This is a genomic window from Streptomyces sp. NPDC050508, assembly GCF_040655155.1.
Classification (GTDB): Bacteria; Actinomycetota; Actinomycetes; order Streptomycetales; family Streptomycetaceae; genus Streptomyces.
Genome location: NZ_JBFAJJ010000011.1, coordinates 49,017 through 71,327, shown reverse-complemented (window position 1 = coordinate 71,327; position 22,311 = coordinate 49,017). Strand labels below are relative to the sequence as shown.

17 protein-coding genes and 1 pseudogene are annotated in these 22,311 nt (G+C 70.5%); 11 read left to right on the top strand and 7 right to left on the bottom strand.

All coding sequences use genetic code 11. The annotated features are described in order from the left end of the window. Window positions 1–357: 357 nt before the first annotated feature. From AB0I69_RS29195 to AB0I69_RS29185, 3 genes are all read right to left on the bottom strand, one after another. Complete coding sequence (locus AB0I69_RS29195; protein ID WP_363098692.1) at window positions 358–2,625, bottom strand: heavy metal translocating P-type ATPase; 2,268 nt, start codon at window positions 2,623–2,625, stop codon at window positions 358–360. A gap of 99 nt (window positions 2,626–2,724) precedes the next feature. Continuing rightward, a complete protein-coding gene (locus AB0I69_RS29190) occupies window positions 2,725–2,964 on the bottom strand; it encodes a heavy-metal-associated domain-containing protein (protein WP_363098691.1) in 240 nt (79 codons plus the stop codon). Window positions 2,965–3,047: 83 nt separating this feature from the next. Further along, window positions 3,048–3,998 carry a PrsW family intramembrane metalloprotease gene (locus AB0I69_RS29185; protein WP_363098690.1) on the bottom strand — a complete coding sequence of 317 codons (951 nt, stop codon included), beginning with the start codon at window positions 3,996–3,998 and terminating at the stop codon, window positions 3,048–3,050. A gap of 61 nt (window positions 3,999–4,059) precedes the next feature. Here AB0I69_RS29185 and AB0I69_RS29180 point away from each other — a divergent pair, with 61 nt between their 5' ends. Next, on the top strand, window positions 4,060–5,259 hold the full coding sequence (locus AB0I69_RS29180; protein ID WP_363098689.1) for a cation:proton antiporter: 1,200 nt from the start codon (window positions 4,060–4,062) through the stop codon (window positions 5,257–5,259). Window positions 5,260–5,278: 19 nt separating this feature from the next. Here the strand turns inward: AB0I69_RS29180 and AB0I69_RS29175 are convergent, their stop codons facing one another. Beyond that, a complete protein-coding gene (locus tag AB0I69_RS29175) occupies window positions 5,279–5,914 on the bottom strand; it encodes a TetR/AcrR family transcriptional regulator (protein ID WP_363098688.1) in 636 nt (211 codons plus the stop codon). Window positions 5,915–6,083: 169 nt separating this feature from the next. Between AB0I69_RS29175 and AB0I69_RS29170 the strand changes: the two genes are divergently transcribed. Continuing rightward, window positions 6,084–8,345 (top strand): MMPL family transporter, encoded by a 2,262-nt coding sequence (locus AB0I69_RS29170; RefSeq protein ID WP_363098687.1) that lies wholly within the window; start codon window positions 6,084–6,086, stop codon window positions 8,343–8,345. Then, window positions 8,314–9,357 carry a zinc-dependent alcohol dehydrogenase family protein gene (locus tag AB0I69_RS29165; protein ID WP_363098686.1) on the top strand — a complete coding sequence of 348 codons (1,044 nt, stop codon included), beginning with the start codon at window positions 8,314–8,316 and terminating at the stop codon, window positions 9,355–9,357. The genes AB0I69_RS29170 and AB0I69_RS29165 overlap by 32 nt, the downstream gene beginning before the upstream one ends. On the opposite strand, the gene AB0I69_RS29160 is transcribed toward AB0I69_RS29165, so the two are convergent. Then, entirely contained in the window at window positions 9,338–9,925 is a 588-nt protein-coding gene (locus tag AB0I69_RS29160; RefSeq protein WP_363098685.1) for a GNAT family protein, read from the bottom strand. The two genes, AB0I69_RS29165 and AB0I69_RS29160, sit on opposite strands and share 20 nt — an antisense overlap. Before the next feature lie 120 nt (window positions 9,926–10,045). Continuing rightward, window positions 10,046–10,246: a MerR family transcriptional regulator gene (locus AB0I69_RS29155; RefSeq protein ID WP_200691293.1), complete on the bottom strand. Its 201-nt coding sequence runs from the start codon at window positions 10,244–10,246 to the stop codon at window positions 10,046–10,048. A 425-nt stretch (window positions 10,247–10,671) separates the two neighbouring features. Here AB0I69_RS29155 and iolC point away from each other — a divergent pair, with 425 nt between their 5' ends. From iolC to AB0I69_RS29125, 6 genes and pseudogenes are all read left to right on the top strand, one after another. Then, a complete protein-coding gene (gene iolC, locus AB0I69_RS29150; RefSeq protein WP_363098684.1) occupies window positions 10,672–11,622 on the top strand; it encodes a 5-dehydro-2-deoxygluconokinase in 951 nt (316 codons plus the stop codon). Continuing rightward, window positions 11,619–12,608 carry a deoxyribose-phosphate aldolase gene (locus AB0I69_RS29145; RefSeq protein ID WP_363098683.1) on the top strand — a complete coding sequence of 330 codons (990 nt, stop codon included), beginning with the start codon at window positions 11,619–11,621 and terminating at the stop codon, window positions 12,606–12,608. The genes iolC and AB0I69_RS29145 overlap by 4 nt, the downstream gene beginning before the upstream one ends. Before the next feature lie 22 nt (window positions 12,609–12,630). Then, window positions 12,631–12,825 (top strand): annotated as a pseudogene (locus AB0I69_RS29140) (5-deoxy-glucuronate isomerase); the annotation flags it as partial. A 140-nt stretch (window positions 12,826–12,965) separates the two neighbouring features. Next, complete coding sequence (iolD, locus tag AB0I69_RS29135) at window positions 12,966–14,849, top strand: 3D-(3,5/4)-trihydroxycyclohexane-1,2-dione acylhydrolase (decyclizing) (protein WP_363098682.1); 1,884 nt, start codon at window positions 12,966–12,968, stop codon at window positions 14,847–14,849. A 14-nt stretch (window positions 14,850–14,863) separates the two neighbouring features. Then, window positions 14,864–16,366 (top strand): CoA-acylating methylmalonate-semialdehyde dehydrogenase, encoded by a 1,503-nt coding sequence (gene mmsA / locus AB0I69_RS29130; protein WP_363098681.1) that lies wholly within the window; start codon window positions 14,864–14,866, stop codon window positions 16,364–16,366. A 198-nt stretch (window positions 16,367–16,564) separates the two neighbouring features. Next, window positions 16,565–17,974: an APC family permease gene (locus tag AB0I69_RS29125; RefSeq protein ID WP_363098680.1), complete on the top strand. Its 1,410-nt coding sequence runs from the start codon at window positions 16,565–16,567 to the stop codon at window positions 17,972–17,974. Between the two features lie 48 nt (window positions 17,975–18,022). Here AB0I69_RS29125 and AB0I69_RS29120 read toward each other — a convergent pair whose 3' ends face one another. Then, window positions 18,023–18,451 carry a GNAT family N-acetyltransferase gene (locus AB0I69_RS29120; RefSeq protein ID WP_363098679.1) on the bottom strand — a complete coding sequence of 143 codons (429 nt, stop codon included), beginning with the start codon at window positions 18,449–18,451 and terminating at the stop codon, window positions 18,023–18,025. 115 nt (window positions 18,452–18,566) lie between these two features. Between AB0I69_RS29120 and AB0I69_RS29115 the strand changes: the two genes are divergently transcribed. Further along, window positions 18,567–21,347 (top strand): CocE/NonD family hydrolase, encoded by a 2,781-nt coding sequence (locus tag AB0I69_RS29115; RefSeq protein WP_363098678.1) that lies wholly within the window; start codon window positions 18,567–18,569, stop codon window positions 21,345–21,347. Beyond that, complete coding sequence (locus AB0I69_RS29110; protein WP_363098677.1) at window positions 21,344–22,207, top strand: ABC transporter permease; 864 nt, start codon at window positions 21,344–21,346, stop codon at window positions 22,205–22,207. The genes AB0I69_RS29115 and AB0I69_RS29110 overlap by 4 nt, the downstream gene beginning before the upstream one ends. Window positions 22,208–22,311 lie beyond the last annotated feature (104 nt).

Sequence of the window (22,311 nt, the reverse complement as noted above, 5' to 3'; positions counted from 1 at the left end):
CTGCCGGGACATCGCACGTCGGGAGGGCCGCTCAAAGCTCCCCGTTGCACGTGTCCCGGCAACGCACCTCTGAGGAAGTCCCCCAAGACATCCTCAGATGCCAGTTCGCGCCCCCCAAGACGCTTACTGACATCGTCAACTTAGACCTTCGAACCCCTTCGATGGTTACGTTCACATCACTGTGATCTGCGTCTCTTGCATATGTCCGTTAGATGCGCAAGAGCCCCGATGTCGCGGTCGGGACCCCAGCGTAAGGATGATGCGCGAGCCTTGTGAAGAGCTTATGTGAGCCCGTCGTCGGTCTCTAGAGGGACTCTTACTTCAGGTTCCCGTAACTCCCGGTAACTTTGCGGAACTTCAGCGAAATGTCCTGAGTCGCAGGCTGTTGGAGACCACGAACACCGAGGAGAAGGCCATCGCGGCCCCCGCGATCATGGGGTTCAGCATGCCCGCGGCGGCCAGCGGGAGCGCCGCCACGTTGTATCCGAAAGCCCACACGAGATTGCCCTTGATGGTGCCGAGCGTCCGCCGCGACAGCCGGATCGCGTCCGCGGCCACCCGTAGGTCCCCGCGCACCAGCGTCAGATCGCTCGCCTCGATCGCCGCGTCCGTCCCGGTGCCCATCGCCAGCCCCAGGTCGGCGGTGGCGAGCGCGGCGGCGTCGTTCACGCCGTCGCCGACCATCGCGACGGTCCGCCCCTCGCGCTGAAGCCGTCGTACGACGTCGACCTTGTCCTCGGGCAGCACCTCGGCGATGACGTCCCCGGGGTCGATCCCGACGGCGGTGGCCACGGCTTCCGCCACCGTGCGGTTGTCGCCGGTCAGCAGCACCGGGGTGAGTCCGAGGGCCCGCAGTTCGCGTACGGCCTCGGCGCTCGTCTCCTTCACCGCGTCGGCGACCGCGACGATCCCGCGCGCCGCTCCGTCCCAGCCGACCACCACGGCCGTACGTCCGCCGCTCTCGGCCTCGGACCGGGCGCGGGCCAACTCCTCCGGAAGAACGTCGAAGAGGCGCCCCACGGCCACCTCACGGCCCTCCACGCGTCCGCGCACGCCGCGCCCGGGCACGTTCTCGAAGTGCTCGGCCGACGGCAGCGGTCCCACCCGCTCCTCCGCGCCCGCCGCCACGGCCCGCGCGACGGGGTGCTCGGAGGCGTGCTCCAGGGCGCCCGCGAGCCGCAGCAACTCCCGCTCGTCGGTGCCCTCGGCGACGTAGACCTCCTGGAGGGTCATGCGGCCGGTGGTGATGGTGCCGGTCTTGTCGAGTACGACGGTGTCGACGCGGCGGGTGGACTCCAGGACCTCGGGGCCCTTGATGAGGATGCCCAGTTGGGCGCCGCGGCCCGTGCCGACCATGAGGGCGGTCGGGGTGGCCAGGCCGAGCGCGCACGGGCAGGCGATGATCAGCACGGCGACGGCCGCGGTGAACGCGGCGGCCGTGTCACCGGTGACTCCGAGCCACACCCCGAACGTGCCGACCGCGATCAGCAGCACCACCGGCACGAAGATCCCGGAGATCCGGTCCGCGAGCCGCTGCACCTCCGCCTTGCCGTTCTGCGCGTCCTCCACCAGCCGTGCCATGCGGGCGAGTTGGGTGTCGGATCCGACACGACTCGCTTCTACGACGAGCCGCCCGCCGGCGTTCACGGTCGCGCCCGTGACGGTGTCACCCGGTGCCACGTCGACCGGCACCGACTCGCCGGTCAGCATCGACGCGTCGACCGCCGAGACACCTTCGACGACGGTGCCGTCGGTCGCGATCTTCTCCCCGGGCCGTACGACGAAGCGGTCGCCGACCGCCAACTCGGCGACCGGGACCCGTACTTCACGCCCGTCCCGCAGTACGGCGACGTCCTTGGCGCCCAGTTGCATGAGCGCGCGCAGGGCGGCCCCCGCGCGGCGCTTGGAGCGGGCCTCCAGATAGCGGCCCAGCAGGATCAACGCGACGACTCCGGCGGCCACTTCGAGGTAGATCGTCGAGGCGCCGTCCGTACGCGAGACGGTGAGACGGAACTCGTCGTGCATGCCGGCCATGCCCGCGTCGCCCCAGAACAGCGCCCACAGCGACCAGCCGAACGCGGCCAGCGTGCCGACGGAGACGAGGGTGTCCATAGTGGCCGCGCCGTGCCGGGCGTTGGTGAACGCGGCCTTGTGGAACGGCAGTCCGCCCCAGACGACGACGGGCGCGGCGAGGGTGAGTGCGAGCCACTGCCAGTTGTCGAACTGCAGGGCCGGGATCATCGAGAGCAGCACGACGGGCAGGGCGAGGAGGACGGAGACGGTCAACCGCTCGCGCAGGGAGGCGAGTTCGGGATCGTCGTCGCGAACCGGTGTCTCGGGTTGCGGCGGTGCGGGTTCCTCGGCGGTGTACCCGGTCTTCACGACCGTAGCGATGAGGTCGGCGACCTGGATTCCCGCCGGGTAGCTGACCTTCGCCTTCTCGGTCGCGTAGTTGACGGTGGCGCTGACGCCGTCCATGCGGTTGAGCTTCTTCTCGACGCGGGCCGCGCAGGAGGCGCAGGTCATCCCGCCGATGAGCAACTCGACCTCTGCGGCGGCGGATTCGGGGGCCGCGGCTATGGGTGTCTCTGCGGTGGTGCCGATCGTGGTGGTGCTGCTGGTCATGTCCGGACTCCAGACATCGGACCGGACCGCACGGAGCCAGTATCAGCTGGTCGGCACGGCCCGGTCGGAGAGAACAGAAGTGTGGTGCCGGTGCTGCTGTCAGACCTGGCCGACGAGCTCGAAGCCCGCCTCGTCGACGGCCGCGCGCACGGCCTCGTCGTCGAGCGGGGCGGCGGATACGACGGTGACCTCGCCGGTCGACGCGACGGCCGTCACCGAGCTGACACCGGGCAGCCCGGAGATCTCGCCGGAGACGGAGCCCTCGCAGTGTCCGCAGCTCATCCCGCTCACCTTGTAGACGGTGGTGACGGAACCCTGGGTGTCGGTCTGGGCGGTCATGTCGTTCTCCTCGTGGAGGCGTGTGGAGGCAGATGGGGTCGGAGTGGTCCACGGTGGCTCACTCTGTACTCCACACTATACCCCTAGGGGGTATTTCTCCAAGAGGGGTCGCGTCGGGCCAGCGACCGCACCCAGCCGACGCCGAGCAGTGCCACGAGCACCGTCCCGCCCACCGAGAACATCGTGAAGAGGTGCTCCTGCTGGTCGGTCGGCCGGAGGATGTACCCCTGGGCGAACAGGTGCTTGTCCAGCCCCGTGCCCGACAGCCGGGCCACCAGCCAGATCGCGATGCCGTGCGTCGAGTCCCACAGGGCGTGCAGCAGTGAGACGCCGAGATACGTGCCGACGACCGGCCCGGTGAAGCGGAAACGCCCGTTCAGCTGCCGGTAGGAGAGCAGTACGGCACCCGCGACCGCCGTCCACAGGCCGTGCCCGAAGGGTGCGAGGACCCCGCGCAGGATCTCGGTCTCCAGCAGCGCCCGCAGATCGATGCCCTTGGTGGAGACGGCCGCGTTGAAGGCGTACCCGGCGCTCTCCAGGGCCGCGAAACCGAAGCCGACCGTCGCGCCGAGCACCAGCCCGGCACGGATCCCGTGCAGCCGGGGCTGCCGGCGCAGCACGAACATCAGTGCCCCCAGCTTCACGGCCTCCTCGATGAGGCCGACGCCGACGAACATCCACAGCGAGGGGTGCAGCAGGTAGTACTCCATCACCGAGGCGCCCAGCACCCCGAGCGTGCCGCCGGTCAGGAAGCAGCCCAGGATCACGCTGACGCCCAGGTCGCGCCCGTGCCGCTCGTACGCCCACAGCACGAAGGTGACCGGGACCAGGAAGCTGCCGAGCAGGATCAGCGTCGGCAGCAGGGTCGTGTTCTTCGTCGCGTACGTGACCAGCGCGGTCAGCACCCACAGCGCCAGCCCGCCGCCCAGGCAGTGCTTCCACCGGCCGGTACGGATCTGGGGGTACGTCGGCGGCGGCTGCTGCGGCCCGGGGATACGGGCCCGGGGTGCGCCGGGCGGCGGAGAGTAGGTCACGGCAGATCCCCTCGTACTCCTGCAGGGCGGATTTACCGGCACTTTATGGTAGATACGCCTCATGTCGCAGTCCGGGACGCTCATCCTGATCATGGCCATCGCGGTACTGGCCCCCCTGCTGGCCTACGCGATCGGCCGCCGTCTACCGGTCCCGCTGGTCATCTTCGAGATCCTGCTGGGCATCCTCGTAGGACCGGACGCACTCGGCTGGGCGGGCGACGGACAGGTGATCGACACCCTCTCCGACCTCGGTCTGACGATGCTGATCTTCCTCGCCGGGTACGAGATCGAGTTCGACAAGATCCGAGGGGACACGCTCAAACGGTCGGTACGCGCGTGGCTGATCTCTTTGGCGGCAGGCCTGATCCTCGCCACCGCGCTCTCCGGCTGGTCCAAGGGCGTCTACGTCGGCACGGCCCTCACCAGCACCGCCCTCGGCACGGTCCTGCCCGTGCTGCGCGACGCCGGGGACCTGCACTCGCGTTTTGGCTCCGTGATGCTGGCGTTCGGCGCGGTGGGGGAGTTCGGCCCGATCATCGCGATGGCCCTGCTGCTGAGCGGCCGAGCGCCGGGCCGCTCGACGGCCGTGCTCGCCGTGTTCGCCCTGCTCACGGCCGCGGCCGTGTGGTGGGCGCTGCGCCCGCGCCCGCCGTGGTTCTCCCGGGTCATCGCCAAGACCCTGCACAGCAGCGGCCAGTTCGCCGTACGGCTGGTGGTGCTGCTCCTCGCGGTGATGCTGGGCATCGCCGGGGCCCTCGGCCTGGACACCCTCCTCGGCGCCTTCGCCGCCGGCCTGATCACCCGCCTGGTGCTGCACGGGGCGGCTCCGGAGAGCGCGGGGTCGGTCCTGGAGAAGGTCGAGGCGATGGGCTTCGGCTTCCTGGTACCGGTGTTCTTCGTCGTCACCGGCATCGAGTTCGACCTCGACGCACTGCTGTCCGGGGGCCACGCCCTGCTGCTCCTGCCGGTCTTCCTGGTGCTGTTCCTCCTCGTCCGCGGCCTTCCGGTCCACGTCCTCGCCCCGCGCGATCTCGTACGACGGGACCGGCGCGCCCTCACCCTCTTCGCCTCCACGGCACTGCCCCTGGTCGTCGCCATCACCACCATCGGGGTCGACGACAAGGTCCTGAAGTCGGCGGACGCGGCGGCACTGGTCGGGGCGGCGATGGTTTCGGTGCTGGTGTTTCCGCTGGTCGCGTTGAAGCTGCGGGGAGAGCGGGTCGCGGGGGAGGACGCGGTCACGGGGGCGGAGTCGTGGTGAGGCGGCGAGGGGGCGCGCGTCAGGCCGCGCCCTGCGCCGCGCTGACCATCGGGGCCAGGTAGCGGATCAGGACGTTCTTCAACTCCTGGATGTACGCCTCGCGTTCGGTGCCCTCGTGGGAGAGGACCAGTTCGAGGCCGGCCTTGTAGAGGCCGAAGCACATGCGTGCGGTGCGGGCGACGTCGGTGGTGGGGGCGTCGGGGAGGTAGAACGCGATCAGCGCCTCGACCCGGGCGAGCAGGTTCGCGTGCAGCGCGTCGTGCTCCTCGGTGAGCCGGCCGGGGATGTCCGGGCCGTGCATCAGGGCGAAGAACACCGGGTGCTGGCAGTTGAAGGCGATGAAACGGTCGACCGCGGTGCCGACGGCTTCCTCCAGCGGGGTCGACGGGTCGACCGGGGCCAGCGCCTCGCCGTAGGTGTCCCGCATCTCGTGCACCAGCCGGTCGCCCAGCTCGATCGCGATCGCTTCCTTGTTCGGGAAGAACTGGTACAGCGTGCCCGGTGAGACACCGGCTTCGCGGGCGATGGCGTTGGTGCTGGACGCGGTGTAGCCCGTCGTGCAGAAGACGGACGCGGCGGCCTCCAGCAGCTGGGCGATGCGGCGCTCGCCGCGGGCCTGGCGGCGGGGGCCGGCCTTCTCCTGGTCCACGGGCACGAGTTATCCCCAGCTCTCCGAACGTGATTGACAAACGCGAGCGGTCGCTCGCATTCTGGTGCTCCGGCGAAACGCGAGCGGTTGCTCGTGTTTCCCATTTTATTGCAAGGCCGACCCGAGCCACCGCTCTGCGCGGAGGCCGGGTCAAGGTGAAGGGGAGCACCGCACGATGACCGAAGTCAACAGCCCACCGCGCCTCGGGGGATGGGCACGTTTCGTGACCGCCCGCCCGCGGTTGTCGCTGCTCGTGGCCCTGGTGCTCACCGCGCTCGCCGTGGTGGCCGGCAGCGGGGTCGCCGACCGGCTGGGCAGCGGCGGCTGGGAGGACCCGACCGCCCAGTCGACGTACGCGACCAAGGCACTGGAGCGGGAGTTCCCGGCCTCCCAGCCCAACCTCCTGCTGCTCGTCGACTCCGGCAGCGCCTCCGTGGACGACCCGGCGGTCACCGCGGAGGCCGCCCGCCTCACCGCCCGCCTGACCGCTGAGCGGGGCGTCATCGGTGTCGGCTCGTACTGGCAGACCAAATCCCCGTCCCTGCGCGCGAAGGACGGACACGAGGCGCTGATCGCCGCCCACATCACGGGCGACGAGAAGGCGATGAGCAACACCCTGGACCGCATCGCGCCCGCCCTCCGCGGCACCCACGGCCCGGTGCGGGTCAAGATCGGCGGCATCGTCGCCGTCCGCCACGAGATACAGACGACCATCCAGGAGGACCTGGCCCGTGCCGAGATGATCGCCCTGCCGGTGACCCTCCTCCTGCTGGTGATGGTCTTCGGCTCCGCGATCGCGGCCCTGCTGCCCCTGGGCATCGGCATCGTCGCGATCCTCGGGACGAACGCGGTGCTGCGCGGCCTCACGGAGTTCACCGACGTCTCGGTCTTCGCGATGAACCTCACCACGGCCCTGGGCCTCGGCCTGGCCATCGACTACGCCCTGTTCATCGTCCGCCGCTTCCGCGAGGAACTGTCCACCGGCGCCGAGCCGTTGACCGCCATCGCCACCACCCTGCGCACAGCCGGCCGCACGGTGCTCTTCTCCGCCCTCACGGTCGCGGTGTCCCTGGCCGCGATGCTCGTCTTCCCGATGTACTTCCTGCGCTCCTTCGCCTACGCGGGCATCGCCGTGGTGCTCCTGGCAGCGGCAGCTGCCCTGATCCTCCTCCCGGCGGCACTCCTGCTGCTCGGCCACCGGGTCAACTCCCTCGATCTACGGCGCCTGTTCCGCCGCGGCCGGCCGGCGAGGGCCTCCGGCGAGGAGGGCACGGCCTGGGCGCGCACGGCGAGCCTGGTGATGCGCCGGGCCCCCTTCTTCGCCCTCGCCACCACAGCCGTCCTCGTCCTCCTCGGACTGCCCTTCCTGGGCGTCAAGTTCGGCACCGCGGACGACCGGCAACTGCCCTCGGGCGCCGAGTCGCACGTCGTGCAGCAGGACATCCGCGACGGCTTCCCGGGCAACCCCGGCGGCACCCTCGAAGTGCTCGCCGAGGGACGGGCGACACCGGCGCAGTACACCGCGTACAAGGCCGGAATCTCCCGACTCCCCGAGGTGGTGCGGGTGGACGGACCGGTGGTGCAGGGCGACTCGGCGTACTTCACGGTGCTGCCCAAGGGCGAGGCGGTCGGTGACACGGCCCAGCGCCTGGTCGGCGACCTGCGCGCCACGGACGCCCCCTTCACCACCGAGGTGACCGGCACGGCGGCCGTCCTGGTCGACTCCAAGCACGCGATAGCGAGCCGCCTGCCCTGGGCGGTCGCCCTCATCACCGTGGTCACCCTGCTCCTGGTCTTCCTCCTGACCGGCAGCGTGGTGATCCCCCTCCAGGCGGTACTGCTCAACGCGCTCAGCCTCACGGCGATGTTCGGCGCGGTCGTCTGGGTCTTCCAGGACGGCCACCTCTCCGGCCTGCTCGGCTTCACCAGCACCGGCTCGATAGAGACGACCCTGCCCGTCCTCATGTTCTGCGTGGCCTTCGGACTCTCCATGGACTACGGCGTGTTCCTGCTCTCCCGCATCAAGGAGGAGTACGACCGCACGGGCGACCACAACCAGGCGGTCCGCCACGGCCTCCAGCGCACGGGCGGCCTGATCACGGCGGCGGCGGTGATCCTGGCGGTGGTGATGGTCGCGATCGGCACGTCCCGGATCGCCAACACCAAGATGCTCGGCCTGGGCATCGCGCTGGCGGTCCTGATGGACGCGATGATCGTCCGCAGCCTGCTGGTCCCGGCAGTGATGAAGCTGACGGGGAGGGCGACTTGGTGGGCGCCGGGTTGGTTGCGGAAACTGCATGAACGGTTCGGTCTAAGCGAGGCAGGAGAGAACCCACCTAGGGGCGCGGGGAACTGCGCGACCAGCCACGACGAACCTGCAGATAACAACGGCGATGGGAGCCTGAATGAAAGCGGTGGTGTTCGAGCAATACGGTGAACCCGCCGAAGTACGCGACGTACCCGACCCCCACCCCGCAGACCACGGAGTGACCGTCCGGGTCGAAGCCACCGGCCTCTGCCGCAGCGACTGGCACGGCTGGCAGGGCCACGACCCCGACATCACGCTCCCTCACGTACCGGGCCATGAACTCGCCGGTGTGGTCGAGACGGTGGGCGCCCGGGTGACCAACTGGCACCCCGGCGACCGCGTCACCGTACCTTTCGTGTGCGCCTGCGGAACCTGCGGAGCATGCGCGGCCGGCGACCAGCAGGTGTGCGAGCGGCAGACCCAGCCGGGCTTCACGCACTGGGGTTCCTTCGCCCAGTACGTGGCGCTGCACCACGCCGACGTGAACCTGGTCGCGGTGCCGGACGAGATGTCCTTCGCGACGGCGGCCTCGCTCGGCTGCCGGTTCGCCACGGCGTTCCGCGCGGTGGTGCAGCGGGGCCGGGTCGCCGCGGGGGAGTGGGTCGCGGTGCACGGCTGCGGGGGAGTCGGCCTGTCGGCGGTGATGATCGCGGCGGCCTCGGGCGCCCGGGTCGTCGCCGTCGACGTCTCGCCCCAAGCGCTGGACCTGGCAAGGAAGTTCGGGGCGGCGGAGTGCGTGGACGGCGCGAGCGTCCCGGACACCGCGCAGGCGGTACGCGAGCTGACGGGCGGCGGCGCCCACCTCTCCCTGGACGCGCTGGGCTCACCGGCGACCTGCGCCGCCTCCGTGAACGGCCTGCGCCGCCGGGGCCGCCACATCCAGGTGGGCCTCCTCCCCTCCCCCTCCGGCACGACCCCGGTCCCCATGGCCCGCGCGCTGTCCCTGGAGCTCGAACTCCTCGGCAGCCACGGCATGGCAGCCCACACCTACCCGCCGATGCTGGAACTGGTCCGGGCGGGAGTGCTGCGCCCCGACCTCCTGGCCACCTCCACGATCACCCTGGACGAGACCCCGAAGGCGCTCGCCGCGATGGGCACGGCGCCGGGAGCGGGGGTGACGGTCATCGAGCCGTGGAGCTGACGTCGGCTTCGGGGTACCCGCGGTGCGCGCTCCACTCGCGGTCGAGCAACCCCATGAGCACCTCGTCGACCCACTCCCCGTCCCGCAACTCGGCCTCGCGCCGCGCACCCTCGACCACGAACCCGACCTTCTCGTACACCCGCCGGGCCCGGTGATTGTTGCCGTAGAGCTCCAACTGGACGCGGTGCAGGCCAAGTTGCTCGAAGCCGTACCCGACGATCAGGCGGGTCGCCTCCGTGCCGATGCCCCGGCCGCGGCCACGGGGGCCGATGAGGGTGCGGAAGGTGCAGCTGCGGGCGTCGGGGCACCACTCGTACAGGACGACCTCGCCGAGGAGTTCACCGGTCGCGGGGTCGGTGACGGCGAGGTCGAGGCGGTCGGGCTGGGTGGCCCGGGCACCGTAGACGGAACGCAGCTGTTCCAAGGTGAATTCGGTCGACGGCTTGAAGGTGAAGCGGACGACCTCCGGGTCCTGGATCAGCTTCCACATCGGCTCGGCGTCCGCCCCGGTGAAGGGGCGCAGGACGGTCTTCTCGCCGGTGAGGACGGGTTTGACGGAGAGGTTCATCCGGGGATTCTCGGCGGCGGTCGGCCGTACCGGCAATCGAATTGGCCCACCCCGCACGCCACCCGCACGCGACCGGCGCGGTACCGGGCGCCCGGTACCGCGCCGGCCCACCGGCTCGGGTCAGTCGTCCCTGCGGCCCCGGTTGCCGGGCCGGGAGGCGACCCAGGCCCGGACCGTGTCGGCGTACCAGAACGGCTTGCCGCTCTCCACGTGGTCGGGCGGGGGCAACAGGCCGTGCTTGCGGTAGGAGCGGACGGTGTCGGGCTGGACGCGGATGTGGGCCGCGATTTCCTTGTACGACCAGAGCCGTCGGTCGGTCATGAGTGCACCTCCCTGCGCGCGCCGCGGCGGCGGCCGGGGGCGGCCGTCGGGGGAGCCGTGCGCTGCGCTGGCGATCACAAAGCCTGTGCTCGGTCAACGACACAGAGTGAGGAAGGGGAAGTGCCTGTGTGCCGGGTGTGACGCAAGACCCGCGTACGCGCGACATGTGTGACACGAGGGGGGCTTTTGTGACAGAGGTGACGCAAAGGCGCACGCGGGCGCGGAGGCGCGGCGCGTTGACTCCTGACGCGAGAGGTGCCGCGCATCCCTCGGTGACCGCAAAGGTGTCAAGGTCTGGTCCGAATGTCTGGACAAAACATTGACAGGGCTCGGGGCGCGGGACTACAAACCGTGGAGAGCCGAAACGAAGCCGCTCCGCATCCGGTCCTCAGGGGGGCCGGGCGTGAGGGCGCGAAGGGAAACCGATGGCGTACGACCTGATCACCATGGGGCGGATAGGGGTGGACCTCTATCCGCTGCAGACGGGCGTGCCGCTGCCTCAGGTGACGACCTTCGGGAAGTTCCTGGGCGGTTCGGCGACGAACGTCGCGGTCGCCGCCGCCCGGCTGGGTCGCAGTACGGCCGTGATCACGCGCACGGGCGACGACCCCTTCGGCACCTACCTGCACGAGGCGCTGCGCGACTTCGGCGTCGACGACCGCTGGGTCACCCCGGCCCCCGGCCTGCCGACGCCGGTCACCTTCTGCGAGGTCTTCCCGCCGGACGACTTCCCGCTGTACTTCTACCGGCAGCCCAAGGCCCCGGACCTGGAGATCGACGCCCACGACCTCGACCTGGACGCGATCCACGAGGCCCGCATCTTCTGGATCACCGGCACGGGCCTGAGCGAGGAGCCCAGCCGTACGGCCACGCTCGCGGCCCTCGCCCATCGCGCCAAGTCCGGTACGACGGTCTTCGACCTCGACTGGCGGCCGATGTTCTGGAAGGACCCGAGCGCGGCCCGCCCCTTCTACGAAGAGGCCCTCCGCCACACCACTGTCGCCGTCGGCAACCTCGACGAGGTCGAGGTCGCCACCGGCGTACGCGAGCCGCACGCCGCAGCTCAGGCGCTCCTGGACGCCGGTGTCGAACTCGCCGTCGTCAAGCAGGGCCCCAAGGGCGTCCTCGCGGTCAACCGGGACGGCGAGTCGGCCGAGGTGCCCCCGCTGCCCGTGAACGTCCTCAACGGACTCGGCGCCGGTGACGCCTTCGGCGGCTCGCTGTGCCACGGCCTGCTGGCCGGCTGGGACCTGGAGAAGATCATGCGGCACGCCAACGCGGCCGGCGCGATCGTCGCCTCCCGCCTGGAGTGCTCGTCCGCGATGCCCACGGTCGCCGAGGTCGAGGGTGCCATCGCCGCCGGAGCGGTCCTGTGAGGGCGGGCCGCGTCGCGGGCGCCGAGCACGAACACGGGGGCGGGGACGGTCTCTCCGGTCCCTCGGATCCCTCCGGCCCCGCGGGGCACGAGAGCGGCACCGGTCCTCGCGTCGACATCTCCGAGCTCGTCCGGGTCCGCACCCGGCACCCCGAGGCGATCTCCGAGGCCGCCGCCCGCCGTGTCCGGCGGCCTCTCCTCAACGAGGCCGGCCGGCTGATGATCGTCGCCGCCGACCACCCGGCCCGCGGCGCGCTCGGCGTCGGCGACCGCAAGTTCGCCATGGCCAACCGTGCCGAACTGCTCGAACGCCTCTGCCTGGCGCTGTCCCGGCCCGGCGTCGACGGCGTCCTCGCGACCGCCGACATCCTCGACGACCTGCTCCTCCTCGGCGCCCTCGACGGCAAGGTCGTCATGGGCTCGATGAACCGCGGCGGCCTCCAGGGCGCCAGCTTCGAACTCGACGACCGCTTCACCGGCCACCGCGCCCAGGACATCGAGCGCCTCAACTTCGACGCGGGCAAGCTCCTCCTGCGCATCGACTACGACGACCCGGGCTCGCTCACCACCCTGGAGTCCACTGCCCGCGCCATCGACGACATGGCCGCGCGCCGACTCCCGCTGTTCGTCGAGCCGTTCATCAGCCGCCGCACCGACGAGGGCAGGCTGAAGAACGACCTGAGCGCCGAGGCCGTCATCAAGTCCATCGCCATCTCCTCGGGCCTGGGCGGCACTTCGGCCTACACCTGGCTCAAGCTCCCGGTCACCGAGAACCCGGACGACATGGCCCAGGTCATGGAGACCTCCACCCTCCCCGCCGTCCTCCTCGGCGGCGAGGTCGGCGACGACCAGGACGGCGCCTACGAGAAGTGGCGCGGCGCCCTTCAACTCCCCACCGTGCGGGGCCTGGTGGTCGGCCGTTCGCTGCTCTATCCGCCGGACGGAGACGTGGCCGCCGCCGTCGACACCGCCGTAGGGCTGCTGTGAGGGCCGGCTTATGACGGCCGCCGGTGACGGGGAGCGGATCGTGCTTCCGCTCAGCGGTGGATGTACCGTGCGAATTACGGACGAAAAGTTCCAACTCCTGGGCGAGGACAGCATGTTCGCCCAGACACAGAACGCCTCCGGCGCGGGAGGCCGCTTCGCCCTGGCAGGAGCGAAGTGCGAGCGACGACTCCCCGCTCGCTACGGCCCCGCGCCGGAGGTCTCCAACTCGCCTGACAACTCTGCGTGTCGGAGCGTGCGCACTGAGGTTCCGGGCGCCGGACGTCGAGTCGGACGGGGTCGCCGAGCCGTACGGGAGTGGCAGATCCGCTTCCACCCGCACCACACGGAGGAATACCGATGACCTCACCGACGAGGCTCACGGTCGCACAGGCGCTCGTACGCTTCCTGTCCGCCCAGTACACCGAACGGGACGGCGTACGGCGGCGGTTGATCGGCGCGACCTGGGGCATCTTCGGCCACGGCAACGTGGCCGGCCTCGGCCAGGCGCTTCTTGAGTACGCCGACGACATGCCGTACCACCAGGGCCGCAACGAACAGTCCATGGTGCACGCGGCCGTCGGCTACGCACGTCAGTCGAACCGCCTGTCGGCACACGCGGTCACGACCTCGATCGGCCCGGGCGCCACCAACCTCGTCACCGGCGCCGCACTCGCCACGATCAACCACCTCCCGGTCCTGCTCCTCCCCGGCGACACCTTCGCCACCCGCGTCGCCGACCCGGTGCTCCAGCAGCTCGAAGTCCCGTACGCGGGCGACGTGTCGGTCAACGACTGTCTGCGCCCGGTGTCGAGGTACTTCGACCGGATCACCCGCCCCGAGGCGTTGATCCCGGCGGCACTGCAGGCCATGCGCGTGCTGTCCGACCCCGTGGAGACCGGGGCCGTGACTCTCGCGCTCCCGCAGGACGTTCAGGCCGAGGCCTACGACTGGCCGGACGAGTTCTTCGCCGAACGCACCTGGCACGTACGGCGACCGGCCGCCGACCCGGCCGAACTCGCCGAAGCCGTAAGGGCAGTTCGGGCCGCCAAGCGCCCTCTGATCATCGCGGGCGGCGGAGTCCACCACAGCCGGGCCGAGGCAGCCCTCGCCGAGTTCGCGTCGGCCACCGGCATCCCGGTCGCGTCCACCCAGGCCGGCAAGGGCTCGCTGAACCACGACCACCCGCAGGACGTCGGCGGCATCGGCCACACCGGCACCGCGACCGCCGACGAACTCGCCCGCCTCGCCGACCTGGTGATCGGCATCGGCACCCGCTACACGGACTTCACCACCGCCTCCGGCACCCTCTTCGAGCGCCCCGGCGTCCGCTTCCTCAACCTCAACATCGCCCCGTACGACGGCCACAAGCTCGCCGGTCAGCCGCTGATCGCGGACGCCCGCAGCGGACTCACCGCGCTGGCCGAGGAGTTGGGCAGCGACGAGTACCGGGTCACCGCGTCCTACATCGCCGAGTACCGCGAGGACAAGGAGCGTTGGGAGCAACGCGTCGACGCCTGCTACGAGGCGGAGGAACCCGACGTACGACCGACGCAGCCCCAAGTCCTGGGCGCGCTGGACGAGATCGTCGACGAGTCGGACATCCTGATCAACGCGGCCGGCTCGCTCCCCGGCGATCTGCACAAGCTGTGGCGGACGCGGTCGTTCGACCAGTACCACTTGGAGTACGGCTACTCCTGCATGGGCTACGAGATCCCGGCGGCGATCGGCGTGAAGCTGGCCGCGCCGGACCGGCCGGTGTGGGCGCTGGTCGGCGACGGCACGTATCTGATGATGCCGACGGAGATCGTGACCGCCGTACAAGAAGGCATCGCGATCAAGGTCGTGCTGATACAGAACCACGGGTACGCGTCGATAGGCGGCCTGTCGGAGTCGGTGGGCGGCGAGCGCTTCGGCACGGCCTACCGTCACCAGGCGGACGACGGCACCTACACCGGCGCCCCGCTGCCCGTCGACCTCGCCGCCAACGCGGCCAGCCTCGGCATGCGCGTGCTGCGCGCGAAGACCGTCAGTGACCTGCGCGAGGCGCTCGCCGTGGCGCGGGCCGCGGACACTCCCACATGTGTCTACGTGGAGACCGAAACCGCAGACACAGTGTCGGGCGCGCCTCCCGCGCAGGCCTGGTGGGATGTACCTGTGGCCGCGACCGCGACCCGATCGTCCGCGGTCAAGGCACGTGAGCTGTACGAACGGCACGTCTCCACCCGACGCCGCCATCTGTGAAGGAGCATCTGGGCATGACGAAGATCGTCAACCACTGGATCGGCGGCAAGACCGTCGAAGGCGCGTCGGGCACGTACGGGCCGGTCACCGACCCGGCGACCGGCGCGGTCACCACCAAGGTCGCCTTCGCGACCGTCGACGAGGTCGACGCGGCCGTCGCCGCCGCCAAGGACGCGTACGCGACCTGGGGCACCTCGTCCCTCGCCAAGCGCACCACGATCCTCTTCAAGTTCCGCGCGCTGCTGGACGCCAACCGGGACGCCATCGCGGAGCTGATCACGGCCGAGCACGGCAAGGTGCACAGCGACGCGCTGGGCGAGGTCGCGCGCGGCCTGGAGATCGTCGACCTGGCGTGCGGGATCACCGTGCAGCTGAAGGGCGAGCTGTCCACCGAGGTCGCCTCGAAGGTGGACGTCGCGTCGATCCGCCAGCCGCTGGGCGTCGTCGCGGGCATCACGCCGTTCAACTTCCCGGCCATGGTGCCGATGTGGATGTTCCCGATCGCCATCGCGACCGGCAACACCTTCGTCCTCAAGCCGTCCGAGAAGGACCCGTCGGCATCGCTGAAGATCGCCGAACTGCTGGCGGAAGCGGGCCTGCCCGACGGCGTCTTCAACGTCGTACACGGTGACAAGGTGGCGGTCGACCGCCTCCTGGAGCACCCGGACGTCAAGGCGGTGTCGTTCGTCGGCTCGACGCCCATCGCCCGCTACATCCACACCACGGCCTCCGCGAACGGCAAGCGCGTCCAGGCCCTCGGCGGCGCCAAGAACCACATGCTGGTCCTGCCGGACGCCGACCTGGACGCGGCGGCGGATGCGGTCGTGTCCGCGGCCTACGGCTCCGCGGGCGAGCGCTGCATGGCGATCTCGGCGGTCGTCGCGGTCGGCGCGGTCGGCGACGAGCTGGTCGAGAAGATCCGCGAGCGCGCCGAGAAGATCAAGATCGGCCCCGGCAACGACCCGACCTCCGAGATGGGCCCGCTCATCACCAAGGTCCACCGCGACAAGGTGGCGTCCTACGTCACCGGCGCGGCGGCCGAGGGCGCGGAAGTCGTCCTGGACGGCAGCGGCTACACCGTCGAGGGCTTCGAGGACGGCCACTGGATCGGCATCTCGCTGCTCGACAAGGTGCCGACCACCGCGAAGGCGTACACGGACGAGATCTTCGGCCCGGTGCTGTGCGTCCTGCGCGTCGACACCTACGACGAGGGCGTCGCCCTCATCAACAGCTCGCCCTTCGGCAACGGCACCGCGATCTTCACCCGGGACGGCGGCGCGGCCCGCCGCTTCCAGCTGGAGATCGAGGCCGGCATGGTCGGCGTGAACGTCCCGATCCCGGTCCCCGTCGGCTACCACTCCTTCGGCGGCTGGAAGGACTCCCTCTTCGGGGACCACCACATCTACGGCAACGACGGCACGCACTTCTACACCCGCGGCAAGGTCGTCACCACCCGCTGGCCCGACCCGGCCGACGGCCCCACGGGCGTCGACCTCGGGTTCCCGCGCAACCACTGAGAATCGCCGAATGGGGCCGTCCGTATCGCGGACGGCCCCATTTTTTCGGCTACGACGGCTGCGGTTCCCGTTGCGGTCACAGGCGGGACCGACACTGCCTCCGGGCGCCGAATACGGCACTATGACCGGACTGGATCAACGGATTCCGTAGGTGAACACCCATTGACGTGATGGTTTCCGTCAATGTTCCATCAGCGCGTGACCGACACCCTCCCCACTGCCGAGGCCGCCGTTTCCGAGGCGACGTCGGACAGCCCCCAGAGTCCGCAACAGCTGAAGCGCTCCATCGGCATCGTCGGCGGCACGCTCCTCACACTCTCCTGCGTGACACCGGCCTCCACGCTCTTCGTGGTCGTCCCCGACCTGTTCGGCACGCTCGGCACCGCGACCGCCCTCACGATCGCGATCGGCTCGGTCCTCTGCATCGCCGTGGCGTTCTGCTACTCGGAGCTGGGCACCCTCATCCCCAGCGCGGGCGGCGAGTACGCGATGGTGTCGACGCTGGCGGGCCGCCTGGCAGGCTGGCTGGTCTTCGTCCTCTCCCTCCTGGTCGTGATGATCGTCCCGCCGGTGATAGCGATGGGCACGGCGGACTACTTGACCCCGATAGTCCACCTGAACCCGTCGATGACCGGCGCCGGCGTGATGCTCCTGGCCACGCTGGCAGGCCTGTTGGACCTGCGCGCCAACGCCTGGATCACCGGCATCTTCCTGGTCCTGGAGGTCATAGCGGCAGGAGTCGTAGCCCTGCTCGGCTTCACGCACAGCCAACGAGGCTTGGGCAGCCTGACGTCGATGCAGGTCGCCGGGACGGGCGGCCACACGGACACGGTGACGGCGATGCTGGTGGTCTCGGGCCTGGCGATCGCCCTCTTCGTCACGCAGGGCTTCTCGACGGCGGTCTACCTCTCCGAGGAGTTGGAGAACCCGCGCCGAAACGTAGCCCGCACGGTCCTCGCCACCCTCGCGATCTCCACGGTGATCATCCTGGTCCCGGTGGTCGCGATCACCATGGGCGCGTCGAACCTCTCGGAACTGACGGGCGGCGACATCAGCAGCATGGTCACCGCCTGGTCCAACTCCGCGGTCGGCACCTTCGTCAGCCTCTGCGTGGCCCTCGCGATCATCAACGCGGGCATCGTCATGGTCATCCAGAACTCCCGAGTCCTCTTCGCCTCGGCCCGGGACAAAGCGTGGCCCCACCCGGTCAACACGCTCTTCTCCAAACTCGGCCGCTTCGGCTCCCCTTGGGTGGCCACCCTCGCCGTAGGCATCCCCGGCGCGATCCTCTGCTTCGTCAACCTCGACACGTTGTACGGCGTGACAGGCGTCTCGGTGACCGCCATGTACCTCCTGGTCGCGGTCGCCGCCCTGCTCTCCCGCCGCGGATCACACAGGCACACGCACGCGTGGCGCATGCCGCTGTGGCCCGCGATGCCGATCCTGTTGATCGCGGTCCTGGCCTACATCCTGACCCAGCAGGAGACGAGCTATCTCCTGTGGACGGGCGGGATCGTCGCCGTGGCCACCCTCTACTGGGCGTTCTACCTGCGCCCGCGCCGCGAGACCCGCTGGCTGGTGTCGATCCCGGAGGACCAGCAGGCGTAGGCGACTTCACCCACGGCTCTCACAAGCTGCCTTCACCCATCGACTTCACTACGTGAAGTCCCACGTCACCACCGTGCACGACCCGTCGTCCTTGCCACCCGCGCTGCGGTAGGTGGCGAGGGCGACGTCGTTGCCGGTGTCGATGAGCACCCACATCCCGTAGCAGCCCCGCTCCCGTGCGAGCACGTCGAGCCGTCGCACCAGCGCCCGCCCGATTCCCCTGCGCCGATACGGCTCCGCGACCGCGAGTTCGTACAGGAGCATCTCGATGCCCTTGTCGGGGTGGATGGTCTCGACGCCGCTGACGAAGCCGACCACCGACTCCCCGTCGTACGCGAGGAAGAGATGGTGTCCGTCGGCGGTCAGGAAACGCTCGGCCCACTGGGCGCGGACGGGACCGTCGAAGAGGTGCTCGGCCGCGGTGACTTCGGCGACGGTGGTCGCACGGCGGATCGCGAGGCTGTCGATGCTGGCCATGGGACTTCGTACCACGGACGCGGTATGCGGGAAGGAGCCCGTACTCCCCGGGGAGGGGCGGAGGTTCGACCCGGGGGCTGCCTCGGTTGTCAGTCGCGGGCCGTACCGTTGAGGCATGGATCTTCGACTGCCCGCCCTGCGAGGGCTGCGGCGGCCCCGGCGCCTGCTGGCCGCCGGGGCCGCCGTGGTCGTGCTCGCGGGTGCCGGTACCTGGACGGCGGTTGCCTCCGACGACCCGCCTCCGGTGCACCGCTCCGACCGCGTCATGGCCGTGGACGGTGTGCGCCTCGACACCTCGTACTTCACGTCCGGTGCCACCGGACGCCGCCCCGCCGTCCTCCTGGCCCACGGCTTCGGCGGCAGCAAGGACGACGTACGAAAAGAAGCCCAGGACCTGGCCCGGGACGGCTACGCGGTGCTGACCTGGTCGGCCCGCGGCTTCGGCAGGTCGACCGGCAAGATCGGCCTCAACGACCCGTCCGGCGAGGTCAAGGACGTAGCGAAACTGATCGACTGGCTGGCGAAGCAGCCGGACGTCCAGCTCGACAAACCCGGCGACCCGCGCGTGGGCGTGGCGGGCGGTTCCTATGGCGGAGCGATCTCCCTCCTGGCCGCCGGATACGACGACCGGGTGGACGCCATCGCCCCGTCGATCACGTACTGGAACCTCGCGGACGCGCTGTTCCCGAACGGCGTCTTCAAGAAGCTCTGGGCGGGCATCTTCATCAACTCCGGTGGCGGCTGCGCCAAGTTCGAGCCCGCCCTGTGCGAGATGTACGACCGGGTCGCCGAGTCCGGCAAGCCGGACGCCCAGGCCCGCGCGCTCCTCGAAGCCCGTTCACCATCCGCCGTCGCCACGCACATCAACGTGCCGACACTCCTCCTCCAGGGCCAGACCGACTCCCTCTTCCCGCTCGGCCAGGCCGACGCGGCGGCGAAGGCGATCCGCGCGAACGGCGCCCCGGTCGACGTCGACTGGATCGCGGGCGGCCACGACGGCGGCGACATGGAGACGAGCCGCGTCCAGGCACGCGTGACCTCCTGGTTCGACCGGTACCTGAAGGACGACAAGAACACCGACACGGGCCCCGCCTTCCGAGTCACCCGCACCGGAGGCGTCGACTCCACGGACGGCGCCGCCCTCCTGCGCGGCGCGAGCGGCAGCGCCTACCCGGGCCTGGAGAGCGACCCGCGCGCGATTGCCCTGACCGGCCGCCGCGAGCAGTCCTTCACCAACCCGGCCGGCGCCAGCCCACCCGCCATCTCGGCCCTCCCCGGCCTCGGCAGCACCGGCGGCCTCTCCCAGTTGTCCTCCCTGGGCATCGGAGTGTCCCTCGACTTCCCCGGCCAGTACGCCGCGTTCGACTCGGCCCCCGTCACCAAGAGCCTCCGCATCACCGGATCGCCCACGGTCACCGTCCACGTCAAGTCGACCAGCGACGACGCCGTCCTCTTCGGCAAGGTGTACGACGTCGGCCCGGGCGGCGCCCAACAGGTGCTCCCCTCCCAGCTGGTGACCCCCCTCAGGGTCGAGGGCACCAAGGCCGGCAAGGACGTCACGATCACCCTCCCGGCCATCGACTACGACGTCCAGAGCGGCCACCACCTCCGCCTGGTCCTCGCCTCGACGGACCTCGGCTACGCCTCTCCGGCGGCCCCGGCGACGTACACCGTCTCCCTGAAGAGCGACCTCAAGGTACCGACGGCCCCCGGCGTCGCCACCGCTGCGGCGACGCTCCCGTCCTGGGTCTGGTGGCTCCCGCTCGCGGGCGCGGCCGTCGCACTGGCCCTGCTCCTGACCGGACGCAGGCGTACGGCGTCGACACCCCCGGACCCCCAGCTGGCCGAAGTCCCGCTCCAGATCACCGACTTGAGCAAGCGGTACGCGAAGTCGGCGGACCGGTACGCGGTACGGGACCTGTCCTTCCGCGTGGAGAAGGGCCAGGTGCTCGGCCTGCTGGGTCCGAACGGCGCGGGCAAGACGACCACCCTGCGCATGCTGATGGGCCTGATCAAACCGGACGCCGGTGAGATCAGGGTCTTCGGGCACGCGATCCGCCCGGGCGCGCCCGTCCTGTCCAGGGTCGGCGCCTTCGTCGAGGGCGCGGGCTTCCTCCCGCACCTCTCCGGCCGCGAGAACCTGGAGCTGTACTGGCAGGCGACCGGACGGCCCCCGGAGGACGCCTACTTGGCGGAGGCCCTGGAGATCGCGGGCCTCGGCGACGCGCTCGCCCGCGCGGTCCGCACCTACTCCCAGGGCATGCGCCAGCGTCTCGCCATCGCCCAGGCCATGCTGGGCCTCCCCGACCTCCTCATCCTCGACGAACCGACCAACGGCCTCGACCCGCCCCAGATCCGCGAGATGCGCGAGGTGATGATCCGGTACGCGGAGGCCGGCCGCACGGTCATCGTCTCCAGCCACCTCCTCGCGGAGGTCGAGCAGTCCTGCACCCACCTCGTGGTGATGGACCGCGGCCGACTCGTCCAGGCGGGCCCGGTCGCCGAGATCGTCGGCTCCGGAGACACCCTCCTCGTCGGCCTGGCCGCCGAAATCCCCGACCCGCTGGTGGAGAAGATCGCGGCCCTTCCGGACGTGGACTCGGTCGCCCGGGCGGAGGGCGGCCTGCTGCTGCGGCTGGCACCGGGTGATGAACTGGTGTCCGCCAACTCCCCGGTGAACGGGGCGAGTACGGCTGCCGCAGTCACACAGGGCGGTCAAGCCACACCGGGTGATGCCGTCGCCGAGGGCACGGCGTCCCCGCCTCCCGCCCGAGGCTCGGGCACCGCGGCCCGACTCCTCGTGGAACTCGTACGACTCGAAGTCCCCGTCTCCTCGGTCGGCCCCCACCGCCGGCTCGAAGACGCCTTCCTCACCCTGATCGGAGGTTCCGCATGAGCACGCTCGCCGAGCCCGTCGAGGTGGCCTCCGGCTACCGGGCCGGCCGCACCCTGCCCCTGAGGGTAGAGCTGGTCCGGCAGTTGAAGCGGCGCCGCACACTGATCATGGGCGGCATCCTCGCCGCGCTGCCCTTCGTCCTGGTGGCCGCCTTCGCGATCGGCGGCACCCCGGGCGAGCGTAACTCGCAGGTGACGCTGATGGACACGGCCACCTCGTCCGGCGCCAACTTCGCCGCGGTGAACCTGTTCGTGTCGGCGGGCTTCCTGCTGGTCGTCCCGGTCGCCCTGTTCTGCGGGGACACGGTCGCCTCGGAGGCCAGCTGGTCGTCCCTGCGCTATCTGCTGGCGGCACCCGTGCCGAGGGCCCGCCTCCTCTGGTCCAAGCTGGTCGTCGGCCTGAGCCTCAGCCTCGCCGCGATGGTCCTGCTCCCGCTCGTCGCGCTGGCCGTCGGCACCGCCGCGTACGGCTGGGGCGCGCTGGAGCTGCCCACCGGCGGCGCGATCGGCGCGGGCACGGCCGCCCAACGCCTGCTCGTGGTGGTGGCGTACATCTTCGTGTCCCAACTGGTCACCGCAGGGCTCGCGTTCTGGCTCTCGACGAAGACCGACGCGCCCCTGGGCGCGGTCGGCGGCGCGGTCGGCCTGACGATCGTCGGCAACGTCCTGGACGCCGTCACGGCCCTCGGCCACTGGCGTGACTTCCTGCCCGCGCACTGGCAGTTCGCCTGGGCGGACGCCGTACAGCCCCATCCGGAGTGGTCCGGCATGATCCAGGGCACGGCGGTCTCCGTTACGTACGCCATCGTGCTGTTCGCCCTGGCCTTCCGGGGTTTCGCCCGCAAGGACATCGTCTCGTAGGTCAACGGAGCATCACCCACCGGTCACGACGAGCCATGATCGCGACCCCTTCGAGACTCTTCCGCAACTCCCCGTAACGCACATTCCCGCCCCCTCCGCCGTCA